We start from the raw sequence: 23542 nt of genomic DNA, 5'->3' as shown, positions 1-23542 counted from the left end.
GAGACGTCTTGAAATACGGCTCAAAGGCCGCGCGATCCTTTAATCAAAATGCGAGCTCATCGGTCGGAAACAATTAAGAATACCGATGTGTGACTTGTTCTGCTAAGAGCGGTCACGACGTTCCGCGCGTGACGCCAGAAGCGATTCGACCGACCTGATGGGCCTTTCCCGACGCTTTCGAAAGAAGACCAAGCCGCGGCTTCCCGACGGCATTCGCGTCTATGCCATCGGCGACGTGCACGGACGCGCTGATCTGCTTCAATCGCTGTTAACCGTGATCGACGCTGATCTGGCCCGCTCCGCCCCCGAGCGCGCCATCCAGGTCTTTCTCGGCGACTATGTCGACCGCGGCCCGGACTCACGCGCCGTTCTTGATCTGTTGATCGAACGCTCGAAATCGCATGAGACGGTCTGCCTCAAGGGCAACCACGAGGTCTTCCTGCTCGAGGTGCTCAAGGACCCCGCCCGCCTGCAGGAGTGGCGCCACTATGGCGGCCTCTTGACGCTGGTCTCCTACGGCATCACGCCGACTATGAATCCATCGGCGGAGCAACAGGTCGAGCTGATCGACGGACTGAAGCGCGCGCTGCCGCCCGAGCACTTAGCCTTCCTGCAGCAGTTGCCCTCGTCCTTTACCTGCGGCGACTTCTTCTTCGTCCATGCCGGCATCAAGCCCGGCGTCGCGCTCGAGCGCCAGAAGGAGGAAGACCTGCTCTGGATCCGCGAGGAATTCCTGGCCTCCGAGGAGCGCTTCGGCAAATATATCGTCCACGGTCACACGCCGGTCAGCGTGCCCGATATTCGCCCGAACCGCATCAACATCGACACCGGCGCCTATGCGACCGGAAACTTGACGCTGTTGACGATCCAGGGCGATAGTCTGATGGCAATTTAAGTCCCTGCTTTCCTTTCAATCCCGCGTTCGCTCCGCCCTCACAGGCCTCGCCGATCCCACCATGAACCGCATGATCCTGCTTCGCACCATCGGCATCTCTACCGCGATCGTGCTGGCGCTTCATGCCGGCATGGAATTCTACGGCGATCTCATCCGACCGAATTTTCGCGCGAGTGATCTGTTCTCTGGCGCGATTCCACCCGACAAGGCCAAGCTGGCGGCCGGCGGTGTTCTGGCATCGTTGTCGCTGGAGGGGGATCTGCTCGCGAATTACGCGGCGGCAATGGCTGCTAACGTTCTTCACCGCCCTTCAGCCGATGCGGGCGGACGGGCCAGCGAGAACAAGGCCGCGCAAGCCGCCGTCGTCGCTGCCTTGAAAGTATCGCCGATCCGGCCCGCGCTGTGGCTCACGCTCGGCACGCTGCAGGCCCAGTCTGGCGAAGCGGCGACGCCTGCGGTGAAGATGTCCTACTTGACCGGATCGGTGCCGATCGACGTTGCTATGTCTCGCGTCCGGACCGTGACCTCGAGCGCAGCCGCAACGGATGAGGAGATCAGGCTGCTGGCGCCATCCGACATCCGCTCGGCGCTGGCCAATCGCTCTCGTTACGAGCCGCTGCTGATCGCGGCCTACGTGCAGGCAACGCCGCAAGGCAAATCGATGCTGCTTGACACCACGAAAGTGACCGATCCCAAATTCAACGAGATCTTGCGGCGGTACTGAACCTCAGCGCACCGATTTCGGATTGACCGGCACAAAGTCCTGATCGCGGCGCGGTTGGTCGGATCGGCCCTGGTAGACGAACATGCCCTTCTTGGTCGTGACGATGTCGCCCCGTTGCAGGCTATCGTCGCGGAGCAGACGTTCGGTCGCGACGAGGTCCGGATCCTCCGGAATCGGCTTGTAGAGCTCGGGGTGTTCGCGCCGCTCGCGCGAGGCCTCCTTGGCCCGACGCCGCGCATCATCGATCCGCTGCCGCCATTCGTCGCGCGTGATCTCCGGCTCGCTCGGTGGAAGATAGTCGCTCACCGAGGGCTCAGGCTCGCTCTGCGCGAGGCACAAGGACGGGTTGGCGAGACCAAGACCAAGCGCACCGGCAAGGGCTACGACTGCTCCAGCCAGTCGCCATAAGCCGGCGTCCGTCATCTGGCAATTGGTCGGGTCGAGCGGTTTGCATACTGATAATCCAAAGACACATCATAAGAACGACGATTGGCCGGAAATGCTCGGCGCAGGCTTCAGTCTATCCCTTTGCCAATTGCAAGGAAGCGAATTCGCGGGCAAGATTTCCTCTTTGGCTTTAAGGATTTTGGCCCGTGTTTCGCATTGTGGCTTTACTGCTTTTGATCATCCTTCTTGGCGTGCAGCCGGCAAGACCCGGTCAGATCGAATACCCGCAAGTCATCCATACGCAGTATGAAGCCGTCGATCAGAAGACCGGTGGGCACTTCGTATTGTGGTCGGAGCGCGAGAAGATCTTCTACGGCCTCGACCAGAAGCTGTTTCCTGGCGCTCGCTACGTCGACATCACGCAGGTGACCCCGAGTGTCGGCTCGATCACGTTGACTTACATCGAGGTCCGCACGGTTGGCAGCACCACCTCGGACTATCTGTATCTCGCCGGAAATGTCCGCTTCCGCGTCAGCGGCATGACCCTCAAGGCCAGCAATTTCCCCACCGGCGGTGGGATGACACCCAACGGGCAATAATCGGAGGCCTGCCTTGCGGCCTTCGGGAAGACCGCGCCATCAAAAATCGAAAAACAACCCCATGCACAGTAGCCGGCATCAGCGGGATCAATGGCTTACGGATTTTCCGGATTTGCGATTGACTCGCCGGGCAAAACGCCGAGGGATGATTTCGTGGACCCGAGATCGGCATCACGATTGGCCAAAGGCGACCAGCTCCGCCCTAAGACCTCATTAGATCATTGCTGCTAACTTTCGGCATCCCCTCGTGGAAACTGCCAAGCATGCGTACAAGAGCGATATTGCTGTTAGGTGCTGCCGTCGCGGCTTCTGCCGTGTCCGGCCTCGCGGCGCGCGCCAGCCCGCTCTGCATCAAGGAGCGGACGCCGTTTGCGCTGTCGCACGACACGGTGAAATGGACGATGTCGATCGCGCCTGGCGCGGAGTGCATCCAGGGCCTGCGCTGGTCCTACATGCAGATCTTCAACGTATCGATCGTCAGCGCACCCTCGCGCGGACAACTGGCCGTGGTCGGGTCCGGCTTCCGCTATTCGGCAGAAAGCCAGACGCGCACCGCCGACAAGTTCACGTTGCTGATCTCCGGCAAGAATCGTCATGACCCGGGAACCTCGACCCTGGAGGTCGAGGTCAACCCGCAATAGTCGAGTAAGCCCCGAAGGGTGAACGGCGCGGCTAGCGATGGACGCTGCCCCGGGTTCTGTTCCCGTAATACGGCCGGGCGCGCCCGGCACCGGTCGTTATCGGTGGCTCGATCCGGCTTGGGATATTGCGCGTCGCGTTGGGGGGCGCGGGCTGCGACGGATTGACGATGGTCACGTTGCGGTTGGGTGTCGATGCATCATTGACGCCCTGGCCCCAGGCGGCGGCAGGCATAAGCAACGCAATTGCGATCAGGACTGGTCGTTTCATACGGTATCTCCCGAGCAAGAACGTCGGGAAGGGCCCCCCGTTCCTTCACGGTCGCTTCACGGTTCGTTGCGTCGCCTCACCGAGGCACGGCAACCAGCTTGCCATCCCGCCAGACGCCTTGGGCCGACTTTCCGCCCGGAAGGTTCCCCACATGCCGGACCGCGGTCGGCCGGGACGCCGCTTGGGTGGTTTGCGCCTTTTTCGTCGGTGTCGTGATGATGCTGGAGCTGGTGGTGTTGGCCTGGTCCTTGATTCCTTGCGCAGATGCCGGCTGAACCAGGAAGGCCAAAAATGTGAATGCTGTCAAAACGCCGCGCATGGTCAAACACCGGAATGAGGAGCTTGGCGAAATGTCACAGGTTTCCGCCCAAAAGCAAGCTCTTCGAGACGATCGCGTAGGGGGCCTCTGCGGAGGCCAAGCGATCCGGGCCGAAAAAGCCTAGCGGAACAGCTGTATCCGGGCTAGTTGATCGCCCTTGATGACGGAGCCCGGCGACACAGCAGCCAACGCCTTGAAGGCGCAAGAGATCAAGGCGGGGCTTGTCCGTCTCTTATCCGGACGGATCCGCGAAATCTCGGACGATCCCCGGCAAATGCGGGAGGTCGTTTACGAACTGGCCCGCATCAAGCTCCTCGAGCAATTCACCCACGCCGATGTGCGCGAAGCGCGAGAGCTCCAGCAGGTCCTTGAACGCGCCGTCCGGGAGGTCGAACGGTCCTTTGAGCGAAGTGCGGCGTCTTCATCGGTGAAAGTTACTGCCACCGTTACGCCCAATTCTCCGCTGGTCGATGTCTCTCCTGCCCCGCCGGTTACTCCCCCGCCGCTTCCAACGTCGCCGGCTTTGGCTTCACCGGCCCCTCTCGAGGCGACGGAAACGCCGGGCCGTCCCGTGGCGCCGCAATCGACCGATCAGCCCAAACGGAGCGGCACCTTTGCTTTTTTGGTTCGACTGGCCGGCATTCTCTTGCTGATGGCCGGAGCCAGCGCCGCGGTGATCTATTGGCCGCGCGTGAAGACACAAATGGCCGCACTGTCACAATTGGCGCAGCCATCCGCGCGAGTGCCGACCAGCCCCGAGCCCCACGCCACCACCGCGCCCCCATCGGAGATCGCGACCGTCGAGCGACCGCCCGACAGCGCAAAGGAGCCGGCTGCTCAACCCTCGATACCTCTGCCGACGACCTTCGGCGTCTACGCGTTGAACGAGGGGCAACTCCAGGAGCTGAAGCAGGTCCCCGGAAAGATTCCAGACCGCCGCGTCGCAATCTCGGCGGCCATCAACACACCGAGTGCAACGACGCTGACGAGTGGAGACGTCCGATTCATCGTGTTCAGGCCTGACGGAAGCATCGACGCAAGCGTGACCGAAGTTCGCGTCGTCGCGAAGGTGTCCCGGTCGATGGGCGTCGATGCCTCCGGCAAAGCGGCCATGGTCAGTGCGGGCGATTCCTGGGTCATTCGCAGCATGTCCTACCCCTACAAGGTGGGGCCGGTCGACGATCAGCCGAGGATGCTGCTGCTGCAACCGGAGCAGGACGGCTTCACGTTGTCGCCCGGCCGCTACGTCGTCGTCGTCAAAGGCATGGGCTACGATTTCACCGTGGCCGGGACCGTCATCGATCCCAACCAATGCGTCGAACGCATCAATGCGGCGAACGGCGCGTTCTACTCGCCCTGTCCGCCACCGCGACGCTAACCGAGCCGTGGTCTCTTATTTGGCCGGCTTGCTGTCCTTTGGCGCGTCCGCCGGCATGTCGTCGACCTTGCCATTGTTGGCGACGCATTTTTGGAAGTATTCGCGCTGATCCTTGGCCGTCCCCTTGGCGCTACCCGCCGCCGGGTTGCCGATTTGCCTGGGCGGAAAGGCCTTCGCCACCGCCGCGTCGCATGCGCGCGCGACCTCGGCGGTGATGGCCGACGCCGTGGCCGGCGCGGCCAGTGTCAACACGCATGCCAATCCAACCAACCTTCGCATATTTCTGACCGGCACCTCGTTGCTCCTTCAATCCATAAATGCTTGTCGGGACCATAGCAAAAAGGACCGAAGCGCCAAACCGCAAAGCGGTGCCGAATTGCCGCGCGGTCTGCCCTTTGCCGCGTGGGTATCGCACTTGGCATTTGCGCGACCTGAGCGCGCGCCTCGTGCTTCGAGACGACCGCATTCAGCGGTCTCCTCAGCATGAGGCTAGGCGGCATCGATGCTCGTTGAAACTGTCGCAGCGCACTGCGTCCTCATCCTGAGGACCCGCCGACGGCGGGCGTCTCGAAGGATGGCCACAGCGCGTGCAGCCTATCCGCGATGTTAGCTGTTGAGCTGTGGCGGCTTGAAATCCGGGAAACGCGTGAGCATTGCGGTCCTGACGAACTTCAAGTGAGCAATGGAGCTTGCCAATTCCTTGAGCCGGCGCTGACCATTGGAGATGTCAGCCGCGAAGAGATCCTGGTGATGATTGTCGAGCGGCTCGCGCTCAAGATACTCGTCGGTGCCGTTTCCGAAGGTGACGGATGCACGCGCAAGTGCGTCATCGACACGCCGGTTGAGGCCGGCCTGCTCCCTCTCCGCCTCCTGCAATGCGGTTTCGATGGCCGCCAGGACGGCACCGATCCGCGTGCGGTCGGTCTCCGCGTCGCGCTCGATGGAGCGGGCTTTGAAGCCCTTGTCCTCTCGGCGGGAGCCGAGCAGGTTGTGTGCGCGCGCTCTCAGGAACAGCTGAAACATTTGGGCCATCCCCACATTCGAGATTTTAGGCGGCTACCATCGGTCAGACATAGTTAACAAAGCCTAAATCCTGCGTCCGCTCCGCCTGGCTCTGTGCGATCCACACCCGCCAAGCTCCTTCGTGCTTGGAATAGAGCTCTAGCCATCGAACGTCGTCAACAGCGGCGGCTCCCTTGTCCATGCCGGTTTCGGCCGTGATTTGCAGCGTCTCCGTCGCTGCGACATCCAGCGCTTCGAATTCCGCCGTCTCCTCCGGCGACAGGCCGATCAGAACGCGGTGCCCTTGTGCGTCAACGAAATACCTGCGGGGCGCGTTGGGCCGCTGATCAATCATTTGAATGACCCTCGTTCATGATCCAGGGACCTGGAAGATCCTTCAGATGCCGGCCATAGGAGCAAACAAACGCAATCAAAATGAGGGCGCAGATCGTCGCGCCTAGCAACGCAATGAGATACGTCATCTATGCCTACCTGCGCACCCCGGAAAAAATCGAGGCGGCTCAACGCTCGCAATAAACTGATCCGTCTTAGGCTGCCTTTCCAAAGCGCTCAAGGACGGCGACAAGTTAACCTAACCACACATGGTTATTTCGATTTTCGCCCCGACCATTGAGTTGGACCGCTCGCGGTGGTCTGCGATTACGACGGCTGCTGGGGCCGACCGGCCTCCATCGATGCGGGGGTATAAGGCGCGTAAAGACGATATCGCTCCGACCGCTTCCGCGAGCGCCACGCCCGTACACCATAGCCGCAGCCAAAGCCCGCTGCGAAAATCGAAACCAAAATCAAAGCAGCCAACATTTGAAATGTTCCCACGTTTGCCGGAACGTTCCTCCCGCACTCATTCTCATCTTTTCGTTGCGTCGACTTCAAGATCGGCAGCGCCGAAACTTTTGTCAGACGATGATGAAGTTTGTGCAACGTGGTGCTTGAAGATTGGTCGGCACCCGAGGACACGAAGTGCGGCGAAGTCCAGTTCTTTTTACCAGAACTCGACGCGCCGACACCATGAACCTTCGTTCATTGCGCTTCAAATGTTACCGGCGTGGCGGCTCGATGATCGGCGCAGCTTCATTGGCCGCGATCACCATCATCGACGGCGTGCACCTGACACCGGCGAGATCACCGTGGTTATACGGAGCATCGCGCGCCGATTTCATCGCGGTAAGGTTGAGCGGTTAGCTTAATCCGCGTTGTTTGTTGCGAAGTCTCACCGATCGCATATCCATCTTCGCACCGGGCTCCCCCAAGCTTGGCCCCACCCAAGCAAAGCCGTCGAGCGAACATGGGTCGCTTGGCGGCTTTGTCGTTGTGTCGACGAGAGGATCATTTCGGTTATGGCTCGCAAGCCCTGGTCGTTTAAGGAAGACCGCCGGCTCATGGAGCTGGCGAAGTCTTCGGCTTCGCTGGAAGAGGCGGCGAAAGCTCTCGGACGCTCGCCTGATGCGATCAAGCGCATGGCCTTGCGGCTCGGCCTTTCGCTAAAGTCGAAGACGGGCAAGAAGGGCTAGTCCCGCAAACAGCTCGTCGCGGACGGCAGCTTTCTGTTGTCCTTATCCCGCCATCGCGGCAACCCTTCTCTCCGAACTCCATGCAGCTTTTCGTCTTGCAGGACGGAACCAAAGCAATCACGACCGGTTGATCCAGACTTCGCCGCGAGGTCTGGCCGTGGTCCATTTTGTGATTTCCGCAATGTTGATTTGGCTGGCGATCAACATCGCCTTCGTGGTGCTTCGGCTGCGGGCCACCCGCCATCCCGCCGCACCCCGCCTCCATAGGCCCGGCCCACCATCTGCAGAGGCCATTCCCCTCCGCCACCGCCTCGGTCGGTGAGCATCGATCGAGCGTACTGCGGACGTCCGCTCGTTCAGCCTTAGAGCGCGATGCGATTCGGATGAATCCGTCATCGCGCAATAAGTTATTGTTCAAGCATAATCTTTTCGGAAGACCGCGACGCGCTTTTCCGGATCGTGCTTCAGTTGCGCGTCTTCTTCTGGGAGCCCATCCCGGGGCTGGTTCCGTAATTGGGGGTCCCCGTCCCCTTGAAAGCTCCGCCCATGCTGTCCGAGCCGGAATTCGTCGCCGTGCCGGTGCGAGAGGTGGGCTGGGTGCCCGCTGGCTGGTCTTTGGTTCCCTGCGCCCAGGCCGCGGAGCTTCCGAGGACCAACGACAGGAGAAGGCTTAACGTCCTGATCATACTGCTCAACTTTCCATGCTCGGGCCGCGCGACCATCGGTCAGGCAAACCACTCGGTCGCCCTTCCGGACCGGTCCGCCCGTTAAACCCTATCTTAGCCCCCGCTGGCTAGGATCATTTCCTGAGATCAATTCCCAAGATCAATTGCCAAGTTCAGACATCAAGCCTCTCCTGAATTCCGCCCGGACCGGATGAGACTAAAGCGATCGAACCTTCCGTTTGTGGCGCTCGTGCTTGCGAGCACGATGGCGTTCGCCATGGCGGGCCATTTCGCGGCAGAAGCCGTCATTCGCCACCAGCAGACGCACCAGCTGAACGAGTTGACCGAGGTCGTTCTGCGCCGCTCCGAATTCGCCGTCGATTTTGCCGCCGCCAGCCTCGACGAGCTTGCCAAGCGTGATCTTGCCAGCTGCGCGCCGGCCGCGCTGCAAGCCATCCGCCTCCACGTCTACCAGCGCTCGGCCATCAAGGACGTCCGTCTTGTCAATCCGGACGGATCGGTGATCTGCTCGGCCTATTCCGAGACGCTCGAGTTCGACAAGGGATGGGCAGGCCGCCACGACATGCTGGCCTCGCACGACAAGACACTGTCGCTGTTTCGCGTGGAGCAATTTGGCGGCGACGCATTGGGCGTGCTCAGGGACGTCAATCGCAGCTCCGCCCTGGTCGCCATTGTCGGCATCAATGCCAATTTGTTCGATCTCATGCCCGCCGAGCTGCGCGCGCACAGCGAGGTGATCCTCGCCTTGAGCAATGGCGAGAAGCTCGGCGATTTCCGGCTCGATGCCGACAGGCCTCTGCTCGGGCCGATCAGCTTCGACAGGCATTCCACGCGCTTCCCGCTTCACGCCACGATCCGGCTCGAGCACGCGGTCCTTTCGAACTGGAACAGCGAGGCTTATTGGCCGGCGCTCGCAGTGTCCCTCGGACTTGGTGCCCTCTTCGGCATCCTGCTGGCACGCAGCCGCCGGATGGAAGGGCCGGTCGCCGATCTCGATCGCGCCCTCGCCGCCGGCGAATTCAAGCCATACTACCAGCCCATCTTCGATCTCAGGACAGGCAAGATCACGGGCTGTGAGATTCTGGCGCGCTGGGTTCGTCGGGACGGCTCGGTGGTGCCGCCGATGAACTTCATTCCGCTGGCCGAATCCAGCGGGCGCATCCAGGCGATGACCTGGCAGATCCTGCGATCGGCGCTCTCCGACCTGCGTCCCGTCCTGAGGGCCGACAAGACCTTCAAGATGTCCCTGAACGTCGTGCCCAAGCACCTGCTGAGTGCCGGCTTCGTTGAAACGCTGCGTCGCACGGTTCTGACGGCCAGAGTCTCCGCACGCCAGATCGTGGTCGAAGTCACCGAGCGCGATGAGCTCGACGATCTCGCGCGCGCCGCGGCGATCGTGGCCGAGCTGCGTGACCATGGCTTCCGCGTCGCCATCGACGACGTCGGCGTTGGCCATAGCGGGCTGTCGCGGCTGAAAGGGCTCGGCGCCAACACGATCAAGATCGACAAGTTCTTCGTCGACACCATCACCCTGGACGCATCGACCACGACGATCGTCGAGATGCTGGTCGCGCTCGCCAAGGACTTCCGGATGACGGTCGTCGCGGAAGGGATCGAGACTGAGGAGCAGCGCCGCGCCCTGATCGCGTCCGGCGTCGAAGAAGGACAGGGCTATCTCGTCGCCGCACCGCTCGCGTTTGCGAAATTCAGCGAACTCCTCGAGTCACGCCGCAGCTCCGCATGTCCGACCGGCGATGTCCGGGTTGCCTGACCATCTCCGCCGGGCGAACGACAACGCGCTTTAACGATGTTCTCGTCTTTCGAAGCGGAACGGCACCCGAGCGGCTATGGTGGGCCATGCGTCGAAATCACCTCATCGCAGCCGCGGGAATCTGCCTCGCCCTCATCGCCTATGCCACTTTGGCAAGGCTGGCGGGAAGGCCGGCGCTGATGGGGCATCACGAGGCCTACTGGATCGTGGTGATCGAGCGCTTCAGCGCCTATGGCCTGCTGGGCTTCCTCCTGGCCTTTCTGTTGCCCGGCCGGCTCGCTTTGGCCTGCTCGCTCGTCGTGGCCGTCGCAATGGGGCTGGAAGTCCTGCAATCGCTGATCCCCGATCGCGACCCGGGCTTCCTCGACGTGCTGCAAAAGGCGGCGGGAGGCACCGTCGGTGTCATCCTCGCCCAGACGATCCTGGCCTTCTTGCCCCGGCCGCCAACCTGAAGCTCACGGCGCTGAAAATCTTTTCCAGCGCCACGGGACATCGCACTTACTTCATCATCTGCCCGCGCAGCTCGCCGCCTGGGTTCGCGGCGGTATGGATGTTCGCGTACCACTTCCCGGCCAACAGATCCGCCGCCTGAGCATCCGTGAGCGTGGCGCTGCCCTGGATGGGGCTTTGCACCGTCTTGAACGGCAAAGCGATGCCGGCGTTCTTGCCCGCTTCACCGGGACCATGGAAATGAGCCCCCATCGCCGGACCAGTCAGACCGGCAAACGTAATCGTATAGGTCAGGACTTTCGACTGGGTATCGAACGCAGCCTCGGCCTTGCCAGAACCGGATGAGCTGTTCGGAGGCACTTCGTTGCTGCCCTTGAGGTCGGCCTGCAGCTTGACGACCTCCGCACGTGACGGCGCGGCTGTGACGATCAGCAGCCCGCCGAGCATCGCCGCTCCCAACAGCGTCACGCCGACTCGACCCTCCCAACCCTTGGCTTTCCTCATGGCAATCCTCCTACGGGCTCTGGGACTCATTGCGGGTTGAAACCCCGGCCCCGGCTTGAAATTCCGCAAGGCAAGTCTATGCCTGATTCGCGAAAAGCGATCGGGATCCCAAAGTGCGGTGGCCGGAGCGGCGCCCGACAGGCGAAGCGGGCTAAGCTGCCCCGCGCTCGCGGAACCTGGTCGGTGCCAGCAGCTCGGCCATTTGCCTATGCGTGCTCTGGAGCGCGGCGATGGCGCCGTCGAGATCGAAATCCGCTTCGCGGATCGATGCGAAGAACTTGGCGGTCAGCGCGAGGTCAAGCTTGACGCGCGTCGCGCCGTCGCGGCTCTTGCGGCGGTCAAGCGACAGATGGAGGGCTCGCAGTCTGGCTTCTGCCGGCGTGCAGCCGCTGAGCGTCGCCAGTTCGTCGTATGTCATCCAGATCTGAGGCATGTTCGCGTCCGTCCTTTACAGCGGCCTCATTCTAGCTTTGTGCGCCTAAATACACCGTTGCCGCGCCACGGTCGCAGCCGGTTTCACCGCGATAGCGTCAACGCAAGACTAAGATAGGGGAGGCCTGGAAGGTGCAGGGAATTGACGCGGCCGCGAACGGCTGTCGAGGCCCTTGGGCAATTTGTCGTTGAGCTTCACGATAGCGCCTCGCGCTTCCGCAACCGGCGCATCCTCCTGGCTGTAGATCAGCGTCACCTCGAACATCACGTCGGGCGCTTCCCTCGCCGTTCCCGAGCAGGTCGCCATCGCACCGGTGCACACGCCCGCGAGATTGACCTCGACCTCGTCCAGACCGAACACCGTCGGCGGGCCGTCGGCATACCGCCGCGTGGTCAGGACGGCCGTGAAGCGCTGCTCGTCATCGAACCGGTACGAGCCGCCATAGGTGAAGAAGCTGTCGCTGCCGGAGATCCGTCCTTCCGCCAGATGCACGATGCCCGTGCCCTGTGCGCGCGGGGTCCTGAACCAGGCCGCGTATTTGCCGTCTCTCATCATGGAAGCATCCACCGTAAAATTCACCGGTATTTGCAACCAACTCTGGGGCGCGGCAATGACCTGCGCGGCGAGCATTCCGCCACGGTTAACGCCCTGCAAAATCAACCCGTCAAATTGCCGCCGCAGCACGAGGCGAGGCCGGCGGCGCCGTCAGAACAATTCTATGCCGTCGTCCGCGGTCCCCACCGCCTCGACCCGGCGCGTGGCGGCGGTCGACACCAGTCCCAGCGTTTGCAGAAATTCGCGATGAACGTCCCGCTCGCGCTCCATCGTGTAGCGCGCGAAGAGATCGTCGAGGATCGGGTGATCCTGCGCCTGCGGCTGTAGCCGCTGCGCCGCGCTCGCAGTCTCGAGCCGCATGGCGACCGCAGGCAAGGCCGCCGAGCTTTCGCCGAGCGTGGTCATCAGGCCCTGAGCCGAATTCATCAGCCGCTCGAATTCCGCGCCTTCGTTCACGAGCCGGCTCATCAGCTTGCCGAGCCGCTCATTGCCGGCCTCGACCTCGCGCAGCGCCAGAAGGATTTGCGGCTCGAGCTTGGCAAGCTGCGTGGGATCACCCTGCACGCGGAGCTGCTTCAGCTCATGGGCCGATCGCTCGATACCGTCGAACACGGGCCTCAGGCGACCCGCCCCCGCCGCGACCTGGTCCGCGGTCGCCTTGAGCTCGTTGGCGATGACGACGAAGGCGCTGCCGCGACTGCCGAGATGGCTCGCCTTGAGGCCGGCATTCATTCCGATCAGCGTGATGTCGACCGTCGCCTCGGCAAGCCCGGCGATCGCCTGGCGAAATTTCGCCAGCGTGTCCTCGACGATCGCGAGCGCCTCATCGACCGCGCGGCCCGCACTCTCGCAGGTTCCGATCAGGGCCGAGGCGTGCGCCAGCGTCTGCTTGATGCGTGTCAGGAACGACGAGCCATCCTCCTCGCCGCCGAACAGCGTACGGCCGTGGCCGGCGACGCTGCCCGCATCGCGCAGGATGGCGGTAAGCGCGCCGACGATCTGGCCGACGTCGCCGCCGAACTCGCGCTGGGCATCCCTCAGCTGCGCCGCCTGCAACTGGCAAATCGCACGCACGCCGTCATCGCTTGCGACAGGTTCGGGGACGAGGCTTGGCGCGGATTCCGAGGCAAGCTTGATGCCGTGGGATACGTGCTCGAGACGCTGACGCGTGCTGTCGCCAGCCTGCAGCGAGATGATCGCGCTGCCGACCGCCTCGGCGATCTTCCTGGTGCTGGAACTTGCGCGATCGGCCAGATGGCTGCTCTTGCTGCGCTGATCGCACAATCCGGAATAGGCCGCGCCGAGCTCGGCGCTCTCCGACATCAGTTGAGCCAGATAACGGCTCTCGAACTCTTTCTGGCGGCCAGAGGCGGTGGCGACCGCCTCGGACAGGCGCTGCTGGTCCCGCGCACAGCCTTCGATGGAGCGCTGCACGGCCCTGCCGAGATCATAGGCTTCCTGGGTGAAGGCGAGAAAGCCTTCGCGGTCGCCGTCGAGCGAGGCCGCCTCGATCCGCGCACTGCGCGCGATGATGGTGATCATCTGGATGTGCTTGAACAGCGGCTTGAGCAGCGAGGACGCTTCTGCCGTGCTCTTGCCGATCGTCTCCAAGAGGGCGCTCTCCGCCGGCAGCGCCTGCGCCAGCTCGGTCAGCCGCGCGGCGATCTCCTGAAGCGCCGTTGCCGCGCCCTCGATCTCGGCGCCGGACAGCTCGCCCGAGAGCGTCGCGAGGCCCTGGTTCAGCTCCTTGAAGATGAGGTGGCCGCGTCCGAGCTCGTGGCCGACGCGCGCGAAGACGTCCTCGATCCGCGAGGAGACGTCCTCGATCGCGGCGTTCGCCTCAGCGAGCGTGTCAGACGGAATGAGCGACATGGCCATCAACCTGCCACCGCGGCGTGCCCGGCTTGATACCAGAGCATGATCTCGCGCGGGATATGATGCAGCGAAACGACCTTCTCGACGCCGCCATGGGCGATGGCTTCCTTGGGCATGCCGAACACCACGCAGCTCTCCTCGTCCTGCGCCCGCGTCGAGGCGCCGAGCTTGCGCATTTCCAGCATCCCGCGCGCGCCATCGTCGCCCATGCCGGTCATGATGACGCCGAGGGCGTTGGCGCCGGCGTGCTGCGCCGCCGAGCGGAACAACACATCGACCGAGGGACGATGCCGCGACACCGGCGGACCGTCCTTGATCGCGATCTGGTAACGCAGGCCGATGCGCTGGAGCAGCATGTGACGGGCGCCGGGGGCGATATAGGCGCAGCCCGGCAGCACGGGCTCGCCGTCCTCGGCCTCCTTGACCCTGATCTGGCAGACGCCATCGAGGCGCCTGGCAAAGGCCGCGGTGAAGCCTGCCGGCATGTGCTGGACGATGACGATCGGCGGGCAGTGTGGCGGCAGCATCTCGAGGACGTCGTTGAGCGCTTCAGTCCCGCCCGTCGACGCGCCGATGCAAACGATGCGTTCCGTCGTCGGCCGGACCCTGCCCTGCACCGGCGGCGGGATGATGGCGTCGGCGGTCAGCTTCTTCTCGATCGCCCGTCGCTCGGAACGCGGACGAACCCGCGCGCGCGCAGCCGACCTCACGGCTTCGCGCAGCCGCGTCGAGCATTCGAGCAGCGCCTGCCGCGTGTCGATCTTCGGTTTCGGCACGATGTCGACCGCGCCGGCCTCGAACGCTTCGAACATCACGTTCGAACCCTCTTCGGTCAGCGAGGAGCAGATGATCACCGGGATTGGGCGCTGCGCCATGATTTTGCGCAGGAACGTCATGCCGTCCATCCGCGGCATTTCCAGGTCGAGGATCATGACGTCGGGGATTTCGTTCTGGAGGCGTCGCGCCGCAGCGAACGGATCGGAAGCCGCTCCCATCACCTCGATGTCGGGATCCTCACACAGGATCGTTTGCAGAATTTGGCGGACCGACGCCGAATCGTCCACGATCAGTACGCGAACTTTCTCCCTCGGCATCTCGCTGCGCTCCGGCTAGGCCTGGAAAATGGTTGGCTGAACTTGCTTCAGCCCGGGCACGGCACTGTGAATCATCGATTCCGAGTGTCCGACCAGCAGATAGCCGCCCGGACGCAAATGGCTGCACAATTGCTCGACCACTTTGCGCTGGGTCTCGCGCTCGAAATAGATCAGGACGTTACGGCAGAAGATGATATCGACGTTCCGATCGACGGGGTAGGATTTGTCCATGAGGTTCATCCTCATGAAATGTACCATGCGCCGCAATTCCGGCACGACCCGTACCTCACCGCGCGACTTGTCCCGCGACGAGGAAAAATATCGTTTCACGAATTGCTCCGGCACCGGAGCGAGCACGTCGCGGGTGTAGATCGCCGTCTTGGCGAGGCGCAGCACCGCGGTCGAGATGTCGGTCCCGAGAATGCGGTACTGGAAACGCGAGCCGTTCCGCGTCATGTCGTCCAGCACCATCGCGGTCGTGTATGCCTCCATGCCGGTGGAGCTCGCCGAGCTCCAGACCTTGAGGTTCGCACTCGTGCGGCCATGCGATTTGAGCAAAGCGGGGATCGCGACATCCCGCAGGAAAGTGAAGTGCTGCGGCTCGCGGAAGAAATCGGTCTTGTTGGTCGTCACCACATCGATGAGATGGGTGAGTTCGGTCTCGAAATGATCGGCGTCGAACAGGTTCTCGACATATTGGTTGAGGTCGGAGAAGTTCAGCGCGCGCACGCGCTTGTGCAGCCGCCCCTCCAGCATCAGCCGCTTGCCCTGCGGCAGCTTGATGCCGACCTGGCCCTCGATCAATTCGGCGATGGTCCGGAAGTGACGGTCCGACAGATGCACGGCGGTATCCTGCACGGCGGGCATCATGGCCGCCTGCTCCGGTCCGGGATGGCCGCCTGTACTGAATGTCGGGCCGTACCGGCCATCTTCGATCCTAAGCGTTTACGCAAACGTTGAAAGCGGACCGGTTCACCGTCGCAAGGCGAGCCGGTCCACAAGAGACTCTTAGCGCTGGAAATCGGCGTCCCGATCGTCCTCGCCCTCGTTCATGTCGAAAGCAAAGCCGCCACTGCCACCGGCCGCTTTCACAGCGCGCGCCGGCTTGGCCGGCATCACCTTCTTCGCCGGACGCTCGACGGCCGCCATGGTGGCCGCCTTGGCGCGCAACTGGCTCACCGCCCGGTCGATCGGCGCCGACGCCTGGCTCTTCGCGCCCTGCTCGATGCGGAAATAGGCGATCGTGGACTGGAGCTGCTCGGCCTGGGAGGCAAGCTCCTCCGAGGTCGATGACACCTGCTCGGAGGCGCTGGCGTTCTGCTGGCCGACCTTGTCGAGCTGCTGGATCGCCTGGTTGATCTGGGCCGATCCCACGTCCTGCTCGCGGCAGGCCGCGGTGATTTCCTCGACGAGCTCAGCAGTCTTCTTGATGTCGGGAACGAGCTTGGAGAGCATCGCACCAGCCTCCTGCGCCACCTTGACGGTGTCGGCCGAGAGCGTGCCGATCTCGGCCGCGGCCGCCTGGCTGCGTTCGGCGAGCTTGCGCACTTCGGAGGCGACCACCGCAAAGCCCTTGCCATGTTCGCCGGCGCGCGCGGCCTCGACCGCCGCGTTGAGCGCCAGCAGGTCGGTCTGGCGCGCGATCTCCTGCACGATCGTGATCTTCTCGGCGATGGTCTGCATCGCGTTGACAGCGCGGCCGACGGCAGCGCCTGAGGCTTCCGCATCCTTCGCCGATTGTGCGGCGATCTTCTCGGTCTGGTTGGCGTTGTCGGCGTTCTGCTTCACGTTGGAGGCCATCTCCTCCATCGAGGACGAGGCTTCCTCGGCGGACGAAGCCTGCTCGGTCGCGCCCTGCGAGAGCTGCTCTGCGCTGGCCGAGAGCTCCTGGCTGCCGGCCGAGACGTTCTGCGCCGCCGTCAGGGCTTCCGACACGATCTGGCGCAGCTTCTCGACCATGCGCTGAAGCGCAAGGCCCAGCGTGTCCTTGTCCGACAGCGGCTTAGCCTCGACCATCAGATTGCCTTGTGCGATCTCGTTGGCGACGGCAGCCGTCTGGTTGAGATTGGCGGTCATCGCGTTCAGGGATTTCACGAGATCGCCGATCTCGTCATTGCTGGAAGCATCGATCTTGTGGCTGAGATCGCCGATCGCGACCGCATCCGCCAGCCCGACGGCCTTGGCGAGCGATCGGCTGATATTGATCGAGATCCAGAATGCGCTAATCGCAGCAACGATGAGCGAGACGACGACCAGGACGATGAGAATCAGTTGCGCGCGATGACTCTCTTCGCTGGACTGCGCGGCCTGCTCGGCCATCTGTCGCTTGGCGTTCGAAACATAGGCTCCCATCGCCTCAGTAGCGTCTGCGACCACCTTGCGCCCGTCACCCATCGAGCGTTCCGTTGCCTTCGTCTTGTCCGTCTTTGCCAGCCTGATCGTCTCTTCCTGATAGACGTTCATTCTGGCGTAGGCACCCGCAAAGTTGTCGAGCAGCTTCCTGCCGCCCTCGCTGGCGAGCGCGTAGACCTCGTCCCTGATCTTGGTCGCCTCCTCGCGGAGCTTGGCGGCCTGCGCGGCGAATTCATCGGCTTCGCTCGGCGTGCCCAAAATTGCGTTCTTTTCCGCCCTGAGCTGCTGCCAGATGATCTTTTCGACCTCGGCGGCCTTCTCCATCCGCTTGGCGCGAAGCACCATGGACTCTGCGGTCGCGGCCATGTCGGCCAACTTCATGTAGCTTACGGCGCCTGCGACAATGAACAGAAGGATGACCAGGCCGAAGGCGCTGGCAAGCTTGGCTTTGACGGTGAATCTCATGTCAATCTCGTTGTTCGAATTTGATTTGGGATGATTACGCGCGTCCACGCTTCACTCTTGCAAACTCAGGCGGCGCGAGGCGCATCTGCGCCGGCGTCGCGTACTTCCGGAAACTTGTCGTTCGCCATCAGCTTGGCGAGATCGAAGATCACGACGAACTTCTCGCCCTTGCGGCCGATGCCGGCGGCATAATCGGATTGCCATCTGCCGCCGACCTCGGGGATGGGCTCGATCGCCTGCTCGTCGATGTCGGTGACCTCGAACACGCAATCGGCGACGAAGCCGACGCCGACCAGGCGATCCTTCATGGGCACGTCGAGGATGATGATGCGGGTCGCTTCGGTGGCCGGCACGCTCGGCAGGCCGAGCTTGGTCCTGAGATCGACGATCGGATAGCCGCTGCCGCGCACGTCGATCATGCCGAGCAGGAAGCTTGGGGCGTGCGGCAGCCGCGAGATCGGGCGCATATCGAGAATTTCGCGGACGTTGCGGATGCTGATGCCGAACGTCTCGCCGGCGAGCCCGAGCGTCAGATATTGCGAGGTTGCGGCCATGATGCGGTCCCGGGGGTCGATGGGTTGCGATGGGTGCGGTCCGGCACTTGGCCGGACCGGTTGATCAGCGTCGAAACTCTGCGTCGCGATCGTCCTCGCCAGCGTCCATATCGAAGGCGAAACCGCCGCCGCTGGCGACTTTCAACGCACGTGCCGGCTGGCGCGCAGGCGCAGGCTTCTTTTTGCCGCGATCGGCGGCCGTCATCTGCGCGGCCTTGGCACGGAGCTGGGTGACAGCCTGGTCGATCGGCGCGGCCGAGGCGTTCTCCTTGCGCTTGTCGTTCTCGATCCGGAAGAACGAGATGGTCGACTGCAGCTGTTCGGCCTGCGAAGCGAGCTCTTCCGAGGTCGAGGACACCTGCTCGGACGCACTGGCATTCTGCTGGCCTACCTTGTCGAGCTGCTGGATCGCCTGGTTGATCTGCGAGGAGCCGACGTCCTGTTCGCGGCAGGCGGCCGTGATTTCCTGCACCAGCTCTGCCGTCTTCTTGATGTCAGGGACGAGATTGGAGAGCATGCTTCCCGCCTCCTGAGCGACCTTCACGGTCTCGCTCGAGAGCGTGCCGATCTCTGCAGCGGCCGCCTGGCTGCGCTCGGCGAGCTTGCGCACCTCGGAGGCGACCACCGCAAAGCCCTTGCCGTGCTCGCCGGCGCGGGCGGCCTCGACCGCGGCGTTGAGGGCGAGAAGATCGGTCTGACGCGCGATCTCCTGCACGATGGTGATCTTCTCCGCAATCGTCTGCATCGCCTCAACGGCACGACCGACGGCGGCGCCGCTGGTTTCGGCATCCCTGGCGGACTGAGCCGCGATCTTCTCCGTCTGGCTGGCGTTGTCGGCGTTCTGCTTCACGTTGGAGGCCATCTCTTCCATCGAGGAGGAGGCTTCTTCGGCGGACGACGCCTGCTCGGTCGCCCCCTGCGATAGCTGCTCGGCGCTCGCCGAGAGTTCCTGGCTGCCGGCCGAGACATTACTCGCTGCGGTCAGAGCTTCCGACACGATCTGCCTGAGCCTTTCAACCATCGCGTTCAGAGATTTTACCAGATCACCAATCTCGTCATTGCTGGACATGTTGATGGTCTGGGTGAGGTCGCCATTGGAAACTGCGGCGGCGAGGCCTACGGCCCGAGCAAGGGCGCGGCTGATTCCAAGCGCGATCCACATTGCCGCACCAACGGCGACTATGAGCGATATACTGATGATGCTGAGCAGGATCGTCTGGGCGCGAGCTCCGTCTTCGTGAGCCTGCTCGGATCGATCAGCCACCTGTTTATTCACGTAAGCGATGTACTCGTCGCCAGCCGCAAGCGCCTCGCCTCCGGCCTTACGCACCTCCGTGGAAGAATGCGCGGCCGCTTTCGCCCGATCAATCTTGGCCAGCTTGAGCCCCTCATCCTGGGCGGCCATCATCTTGACCTGAGCTGCAGAAAGCTTGTCAATCAGCTTTTTGCCATTTTCCGTAGCGATGGCATAGAGCTCGTCTCTCTTCCTTGTAAATGTGCTCCGAAGATTGCCGATCTCGCCTGCGATGCGGTCCGTCTCCGCGTCGGATGGTGCCAGGATCGCGTTCTTTTCGGCACGAATCTGCATCAGGATCTCCTTTTGCAGATCCGCCGCTTTCTGGATGCGCCCTGCCGCAGAGACCAGCGCGTCGCTCGCTCCGATCAGTTCGCTGAGCTTCACGTAGGCGACGCTACCGGCGATCATGGAAAGCACAATGACGACGCCGAATGCGCTGGCGAGTTTTGCTTTGACTGTAAATCTCATGAAATATTGCCCCTACCATTAGAGCCTCGACTGGAGACCCGATCAATTCAGAATTCGCTCCATATTCGGAACGATGACAAACTCTTCACGCCACTTGGTGATGAAGCGGATGAACTCAGGCTTCCAATGCATGCCGACGCGCGGCGTCTGCTGCACGTCGGTCTGCGAGATTTCCGTAACCTCGTAGACCTTGTCGGCGGTCACGCCGACCAGAACCGGTTCGTTGTCAATCTGGATCTCGATGACGACGATGCGTGTGTCGGCGGATGCGTCGGTCTGCGGCATGCCGAAGCGGATGCGCAGGTCAGCCAGGGGAATTACATTGCCGCGCACGTTGATCACGCTCGGAACGAAGGTACGCGCACCGGCGACTTTCGTGACCAGCACCGGATCGATGATCTCGCGCACGAGGCCCGCGTCGAGCGCAAACTTCTCCTCGCCGAGACCGATCATCACGACCTGCATCGCACCCGACTGTTGCACGCCCGCCAACCCGTCGTTCATCACGCTGCCTCGCTGATTTGTTTCTCGGTCTGCGCCTGCGCCAGCGCAACCAGCTGCGCCACGTCGAGGATCAGCGCCGCCGTGCCGTCGCCCAGTATGGTCGCGCCGGAGAACATTGTGACGTCCGAATGCAACTTGGAGAGCGACTTGATCACGGTCTGGTGGCTGCCGATGATCTGGTCGGCGACAAGCCCGACGTGGGTTTCGCCGGTCGAGATGATGATGGTCTTCTGGTGCCGGTCGGGCGTACCCGATGCGGACATGATCTCGCGCAGCCGGAGGAAGGGCACGAGATTGCCGCGCACGTTGAGGAAATTGCGGCCGCAGGAGCGTTCGTCCTCGGCGGTCAGCTCGATGCATTCCTCCACCGCGGACAGCGGAATGATGTAGCGGCCTTCGCCGACGCGGATCAGGAGGCCCTCGATGATCGCAAGCGTCAGCGGCAGGCGCAGCGTCACGGTGGTGCCCTGAGTCGGCTTGGTCGACAGGTCGATCGAGCCGCGCATGTTCTCGATGGTGCGCTTGACCACGTCCATGCCGACGCCGCGGCCGGACAGCGCCGAGATGGTCTGCGCGGTGGAGAAGCCGGGATGGAACAGGAACTGATGGACCTCGTGGTCGGATAGCGCAGCTCCGGTTGCGATCAGCCCCTGCTCTTCCGCCTTGGCGCGGATGCGCGCGGTATTGAGGCCGCCACCATTGTCCTTCACCGTGACCAGCACCTGCGCGCCGGAATGCACGGCGGCAAGCTCGATGCGGCCCTGCTCGGTCTTGCCATGGGCAGCGCGCGTGGCGGTGTCTTCGATGCCGTGGTCGATCGCATTGCGGATCAGGTGCACCAGCGGATCAGCCAGGCACTCGATCATGGTCTTGTCGAGCTCGGTGTCCTCGCCCGAGGTGACGAATTCGACCGGCTTGGACAGATCGCGCGACAGATCGTGCACGAGGCGGCGGAAGCGGCCAAACAAGGAGCCGATCGGGACCATGCGCGCGCCCATCGTGGTGTCGCGCAAGGAGGATGCGAGCCGCTCGATTTCCTCGGCGATCATCTTGATCGAAAGGTCCGAGCCGGCCGATGCGAGCTGGGTCAGACGCGCCTGGGCGATGACGAGCTCGCCAACGCGGGCCATCAGCTCGTCAAGGCGCTCGGCCTGGACGCGGACGGTGGCGATGCCCCGTTCCTGCTTGGCCTCCTCGCGGCGCGCGGGCGCCGTCTCGGACTTGATGTCGGACTTCGGTTCGCTTGCCACTTCAGCCTTGCGCTCGGGTTTTGCAGCAAGAGGCGGCGCGACGGCGGCAGCCGGCGCCATCATTTGCGCAACCGTCTCGACCGGCGGGGCCGGCTCTTCGTCGAGGAGTTGGAACAAAGGCGCCGGCGCACGCGCTTCGACCTGCTCGAGCGGCGAGAGCGTCAGCTTCATCTCGTCCTGGACGAACATGAAGACGTCGTCGATCGCGTCCTTGTCGCAGGTGGCATGCAGCTTGACGTCCCACTTCAGATAACAATCTTCCGGATCCATCTCGTCGAGGAACGGGACACCGTCGGTGACAGGCACGACGAAGCACGGACCGAGCTTGCAGAGATCTTCCAAGAGGTCGAGCGGATTCGAGCCGTTGCGCAGGATGTGGGATTCGAAGTCCAGGTACAGGTGCCAGCCGGCCTGCCTGCTCTCGCCGGGCGCCAGCGGCCGCGCCTCGGCAATCTCGGCCACGGGGGCGGAGGGCTGGTCCGACGACACGAAGCGCTTGAGATCGTCGAGAATGGCTTCGCCGATGATGTCGTCGGTCGATTGCGGGTCTTCGATCAACGCGCGGATGTAGTCCTTGGCGGCGAGCGCGACCGAGATCAGCTCCTGCGTCGGCTTGATCTCGCCCCTGCGGACGCGGTCGAAGGCGGTCTCGAATTCGTGAGTGAAGGAGGCGACCTTGTCGAAGCCGAACATGGCGCCCGAGCCCTTGATCGTGTGCAGGGCGCGAAAGGCGGAATCGACCAGCTCGCGATCATCGGGACACTGGCCGAGATCGAGCAAGGCTCCTTCGAGAACTTCGAAGAGCTCGCTGGCTTCCTGACGAAAAACCTCGGTCGGGTCCATCGCGGTCATGAGCGCACCAGTTTGGAGACGACGGCGAGCAACTGCTCGGGCTTGAACGGTTTGGTGATCCAGCCGGTGGCGCCGGCGCTCTTGGCTTCCTGCTTGACCGCGTCGTTGGATTCGGTGGTCAGGAACACGATGGGCATGCCGACCGCTGCCGGCAGCTTGCGCAGCGCCCGGATCAGCTCGAGGCCGTTCATGACAGGCATGTTGAGGTCGGTGATCACGAGGTCGAGCTTGGTGGCCTGGGCCTTGGCGAGCCCCTCAGCACCGTCGCCGGCCTCAATCACGTTGTGGCCAGCCGGCTCGAGGACCACCTTGATCATCTGCCGGATGCTGGGAGAGTCGTCGACGCTCAATATCGTGGCCATTAGACGCCATCTTTCTCTTGTCGGAAGTGCTGCTCGACCATAGCGTCGGTGGTGAAGCCGGCGCGGCGGAGGGTATTGCGCAGAGACTGGGAAAAATAGGTCAGGACCACCGGGCGGCCTTGGGCCTCGCCCGTCTTGGCGGTCGACAGCAGAAGCTGGATGGAGGTCACGTCGGCCTTGTCGACGATCGAGCAGTCGATTTCGAGCCGGTGCTGGCGGCCGAAAGCGTCTCGGATCAGATCGTAGACGCCGCGGATCGCCGCGATACTGCAATCGGCGGGCAGGCGCACGGACCACTTCGATTCGGTGGCTTCAGGTGGCATTC

The 23542-nt window shown here is 63.0% G+C and carries 27 protein-coding genes; 8 read left to right on the top strand and 19 right to left on the bottom strand.

Features of this window, described 5'->3' with window-relative positions; all coding sequences use genetic code 11:
* Positions 1 to 157: 157 nt before the first annotated feature.
* Both IVA79_RS15165 and IVA79_RS15160 read left to right on the top strand, forming a co-directional pair.
* Positions 158 to 895, top strand: a complete 738-nt coding sequence (locus tag IVA79_RS15165; protein WP_247553986.1) for a metallophosphoesterase family protein — start codon at positions 158 to 160, stop codon at positions 893 to 895.
* A 61-nt stretch (positions 896 to 956) separates the two neighbouring features.
* Positions 957 to 1619, top strand: coding sequence for a hypothetical protein (locus tag IVA79_RS15160; protein ID WP_247553985.1), 663 nt, complete (start codon positions 957 to 959; stop codon positions 1617 to 1619).
* A gap of 3 nt (positions 1620 to 1622) precedes the next feature.
* Here IVA79_RS15160 and IVA79_RS15155 read toward each other — a convergent pair whose 3' ends face one another.
* A complete protein-coding gene (locus tag IVA79_RS15155) occupies positions 1623 to 1925 on the bottom strand; it encodes a hypothetical protein (protein WP_247553984.1) in 303 nt (100 codons plus the stop codon).
* Positions 1926 to 2212: 287 nt separating this feature from the next.
* On the opposite strand from IVA79_RS15155, the gene IVA79_RS15150 reads away from it, so the two are divergent.
* Positions 2213 to 2605: a hypothetical protein gene (locus IVA79_RS15150; RefSeq protein WP_247553983.1), complete on the top strand. Its 393-nt coding sequence runs from the start codon at positions 2213 to 2215 to the stop codon at positions 2603 to 2605.
* Positions 2606 to 2868: 263 nt separating this feature from the next.
* Positions 2869 to 3246, top strand: a complete 378-nt coding sequence (locus IVA79_RS15145; protein ID WP_247553982.1) for a hypothetical protein — start codon at positions 2869 to 2871, stop codon at positions 3244 to 3246.
* 31 nt (positions 3247 to 3277) lie between these two features.
* Here the strand turns inward: IVA79_RS15145 and IVA79_RS15140 are convergent, their stop codons facing one another.
* Both IVA79_RS15140 and IVA79_RS15135 read right to left on the bottom strand, forming a co-directional pair.
* Positions 3278 to 3514 (bottom strand): hypothetical protein, encoded by a 237-nt coding sequence (locus tag IVA79_RS15140; protein WP_247553981.1) that lies wholly within the window; start codon positions 3512 to 3514, stop codon positions 3278 to 3280.
* Positions 3515 to 3590: 76 nt separating this feature from the next.
* Positions 3591 to 3833 carry a hypothetical protein gene (locus IVA79_RS15135; RefSeq protein ID WP_247553980.1) on the bottom strand — a complete coding sequence of 81 codons (243 nt, stop codon included), beginning with the start codon at positions 3831 to 3833 and terminating at the stop codon, positions 3591 to 3593.
* Between the two features lie 160 nt (positions 3834 to 3993).
* On the opposite strand from IVA79_RS15135, the gene IVA79_RS15130 reads away from it, so the two are divergent.
* Positions 3994 to 5211 carry a hypothetical protein gene (locus IVA79_RS15130; protein ID WP_247553979.1) on the top strand — a complete coding sequence of 406 codons (1218 nt, stop codon included), beginning with the start codon at positions 3994 to 3996 and terminating at the stop codon, positions 5209 to 5211.
* Between the two features lie 15 nt (positions 5212 to 5226).
* Here IVA79_RS15130 and IVA79_RS15125 read toward each other — a convergent pair whose 3' ends face one another.
* The 3 genes from IVA79_RS15125 to IVA79_RS15115 form a co-directional block, all read right to left on the bottom strand.
* A complete protein-coding gene (locus IVA79_RS15125) occupies positions 5227 to 5463 on the bottom strand; it encodes a hypothetical protein (RefSeq protein WP_247553978.1) in 237 nt (78 codons plus the stop codon).
* A gap of 354 nt (positions 5464 to 5817) precedes the next feature.
* Complete coding sequence (locus IVA79_RS15120; RefSeq protein ID WP_247553977.1) at positions 5818 to 6234, bottom strand: hypothetical protein; 417 nt, start codon at positions 6232 to 6234, stop codon at positions 5818 to 5820.
* A gap of 43 nt (positions 6235 to 6277) precedes the next feature.
* Positions 6278 to 6568, bottom strand: a complete 291-nt coding sequence (locus tag IVA79_RS15115) for a hypothetical protein (RefSeq protein ID WP_247553975.1) — start codon at positions 6566 to 6568, stop codon at positions 6278 to 6280.
* Positions 6569 to 7571: 1003 nt separating this feature from the next.
* Here IVA79_RS15115 and IVA79_RS15110 point away from each other — a divergent pair.
* The 3 genes from IVA79_RS15110 to IVA79_RS15100 all read left to right on the top strand — a co-directional run bounded on the left by IVA79_RS15110 (position 7572) and on the right by IVA79_RS15100 (position 10654).
* On the top strand, positions 7572 to 7745 hold the full coding sequence (locus IVA79_RS15110) for a hypothetical protein (protein ID WP_247553973.1): 174 nt from the start codon (positions 7572 to 7574) through the stop codon (positions 7743 to 7745).
* A 942-nt stretch (positions 7746 to 8687) separates the two neighbouring features.
* Positions 8688 to 10202 carry an EAL domain-containing protein gene (locus IVA79_RS15105; RefSeq protein WP_247553971.1) on the top strand — a complete coding sequence of 505 codons (1515 nt, stop codon included), beginning with the start codon at positions 8688 to 8690 and terminating at the stop codon, positions 10200 to 10202.
* 86 nt (positions 10203 to 10288) lie between these two features.
* Positions 10289 to 10654 carry a VanZ family protein gene (locus IVA79_RS15100; protein WP_346658177.1) on the top strand — a complete coding sequence of 122 codons (366 nt, stop codon included), beginning with the start codon at positions 10289 to 10291 and terminating at the stop codon, positions 10652 to 10654.
* A 46-nt stretch (positions 10655 to 10700) separates the two neighbouring features.
* Here IVA79_RS15100 and IVA79_RS15095 read toward each other — a convergent pair whose 3' ends face one another.
* From IVA79_RS15095 to IVA79_RS15035, 13 genes are all read right to left on the bottom strand, one after another.
* Complete coding sequence (locus IVA79_RS15095; protein WP_247553969.1) at positions 10701 to 11156, bottom strand: CHRD domain-containing protein; 456 nt, start codon at positions 11154 to 11156, stop codon at positions 10701 to 10703.
* 151 nt (positions 11157 to 11307) lie between these two features.
* Positions 11308 to 11589: a hypothetical protein gene (locus tag IVA79_RS15090; RefSeq protein WP_247553968.1), complete on the bottom strand. Its 282-nt coding sequence runs from the start codon at positions 11587 to 11589 to the stop codon at positions 11308 to 11310.
* 108 nt (positions 11590 to 11697) lie between these two features.
* Positions 11698 to 12144, bottom strand: a complete 447-nt coding sequence (locus tag IVA79_RS15085) for a hypothetical protein (protein ID WP_247553967.1) — start codon at positions 12142 to 12144, stop codon at positions 11698 to 11700.
* Positions 12145 to 12294: 150 nt separating this feature from the next.
* Positions 12295 to 14016, bottom strand: a complete 1722-nt coding sequence (locus IVA79_RS15080) for a chemotaxis protein (protein ID WP_247553966.1) — start codon at positions 14014 to 14016, stop codon at positions 12295 to 12297.
* A gap of 5 nt (positions 14017 to 14021) precedes the next feature.
* On the bottom strand, positions 14022 to 15113 hold the full coding sequence (locus tag IVA79_RS15075; protein WP_247553965.1) for a chemotaxis response regulator protein-glutamate methylesterase: 1092 nt from the start codon (positions 15111 to 15113) through the stop codon (positions 14022 to 14024).
* Positions 15114 to 15128: 15 nt separating this feature from the next.
* Positions 15129 to 15983, bottom strand: coding sequence for a CheR family methyltransferase (locus tag IVA79_RS15070; protein WP_247553964.1), 855 nt, complete (start codon positions 15981 to 15983; stop codon positions 15129 to 15131).
* 138 nt (positions 15984 to 16121) lie between these two features.
* The gene (locus IVA79_RS15065; protein WP_247553963.1) at positions 16122 to 17930 is read right to left on the bottom strand and encodes a methyl-accepting chemotaxis protein; all 1809 of its coding nucleotides are present in this window, start codon (positions 17928 to 17930) and stop codon (positions 16122 to 16124) included.
* A gap of 65 nt (positions 17931 to 17995) precedes the next feature.
* A complete protein-coding gene (locus tag IVA79_RS15060; RefSeq protein ID WP_247553962.1) occupies positions 17996 to 18484 on the bottom strand; it encodes a chemotaxis protein CheW in 489 nt (162 codons plus the stop codon).
* A 64-nt stretch (positions 18485 to 18548) separates the two neighbouring features.
* Positions 18549 to 20249 (bottom strand): methyl-accepting chemotaxis protein, encoded by a 1701-nt coding sequence (locus IVA79_RS15055; RefSeq protein WP_247553960.1) that lies wholly within the window; start codon positions 20247 to 20249, stop codon positions 18549 to 18551.
* 42 nt (positions 20250 to 20291) lie between these two features.
* Entirely contained in the window at positions 20292 to 20753 is a 462-nt protein-coding gene (locus IVA79_RS15050) for a chemotaxis protein CheW (protein ID WP_247554048.1), read from the bottom strand.
* The gene (locus tag IVA79_RS15045) at positions 20753 to 22855 is read right to left on the bottom strand and encodes a chemotaxis protein CheA (protein WP_247553959.1); all 2103 of its coding nucleotides are present in this window, start codon (positions 22853 to 22855) and stop codon (positions 20753 to 20755) included. The genes IVA79_RS15050 and IVA79_RS15045 overlap by 1 nt, the downstream gene beginning before the upstream one ends.
* Positions 22852 to 23217 carry a response regulator gene (locus IVA79_RS15040; RefSeq protein WP_247553957.1) on the bottom strand — a complete coding sequence of 122 codons (366 nt, stop codon included), beginning with the start codon at positions 23215 to 23217 and terminating at the stop codon, positions 22852 to 22854. The genes IVA79_RS15045 and IVA79_RS15040 overlap by 4 nt, the downstream gene beginning before the upstream one ends.
* Positions 23217 to 23540 carry an STAS domain-containing protein gene (locus IVA79_RS15035; protein ID WP_247553955.1) on the bottom strand — a complete coding sequence of 108 codons (324 nt, stop codon included), beginning with the start codon at positions 23538 to 23540 and terminating at the stop codon, positions 23217 to 23219. The genes IVA79_RS15040 and IVA79_RS15035 overlap by 1 nt, the downstream gene beginning before the upstream one ends.
* Positions 23541 to 23542 lie beyond the last annotated feature (2 nt).

The organism is Bradyrhizobium sp. 138 (assembly GCF_023074075.1).
Taxonomy (GTDB): Bacteria; Pseudomonadota; Alphaproteobacteria; order Rhizobiales; family Xanthobacteraceae; genus Bradyrhizobium.
This window is presented reverse-complemented; position numbering and strand designations above follow the sequence as displayed.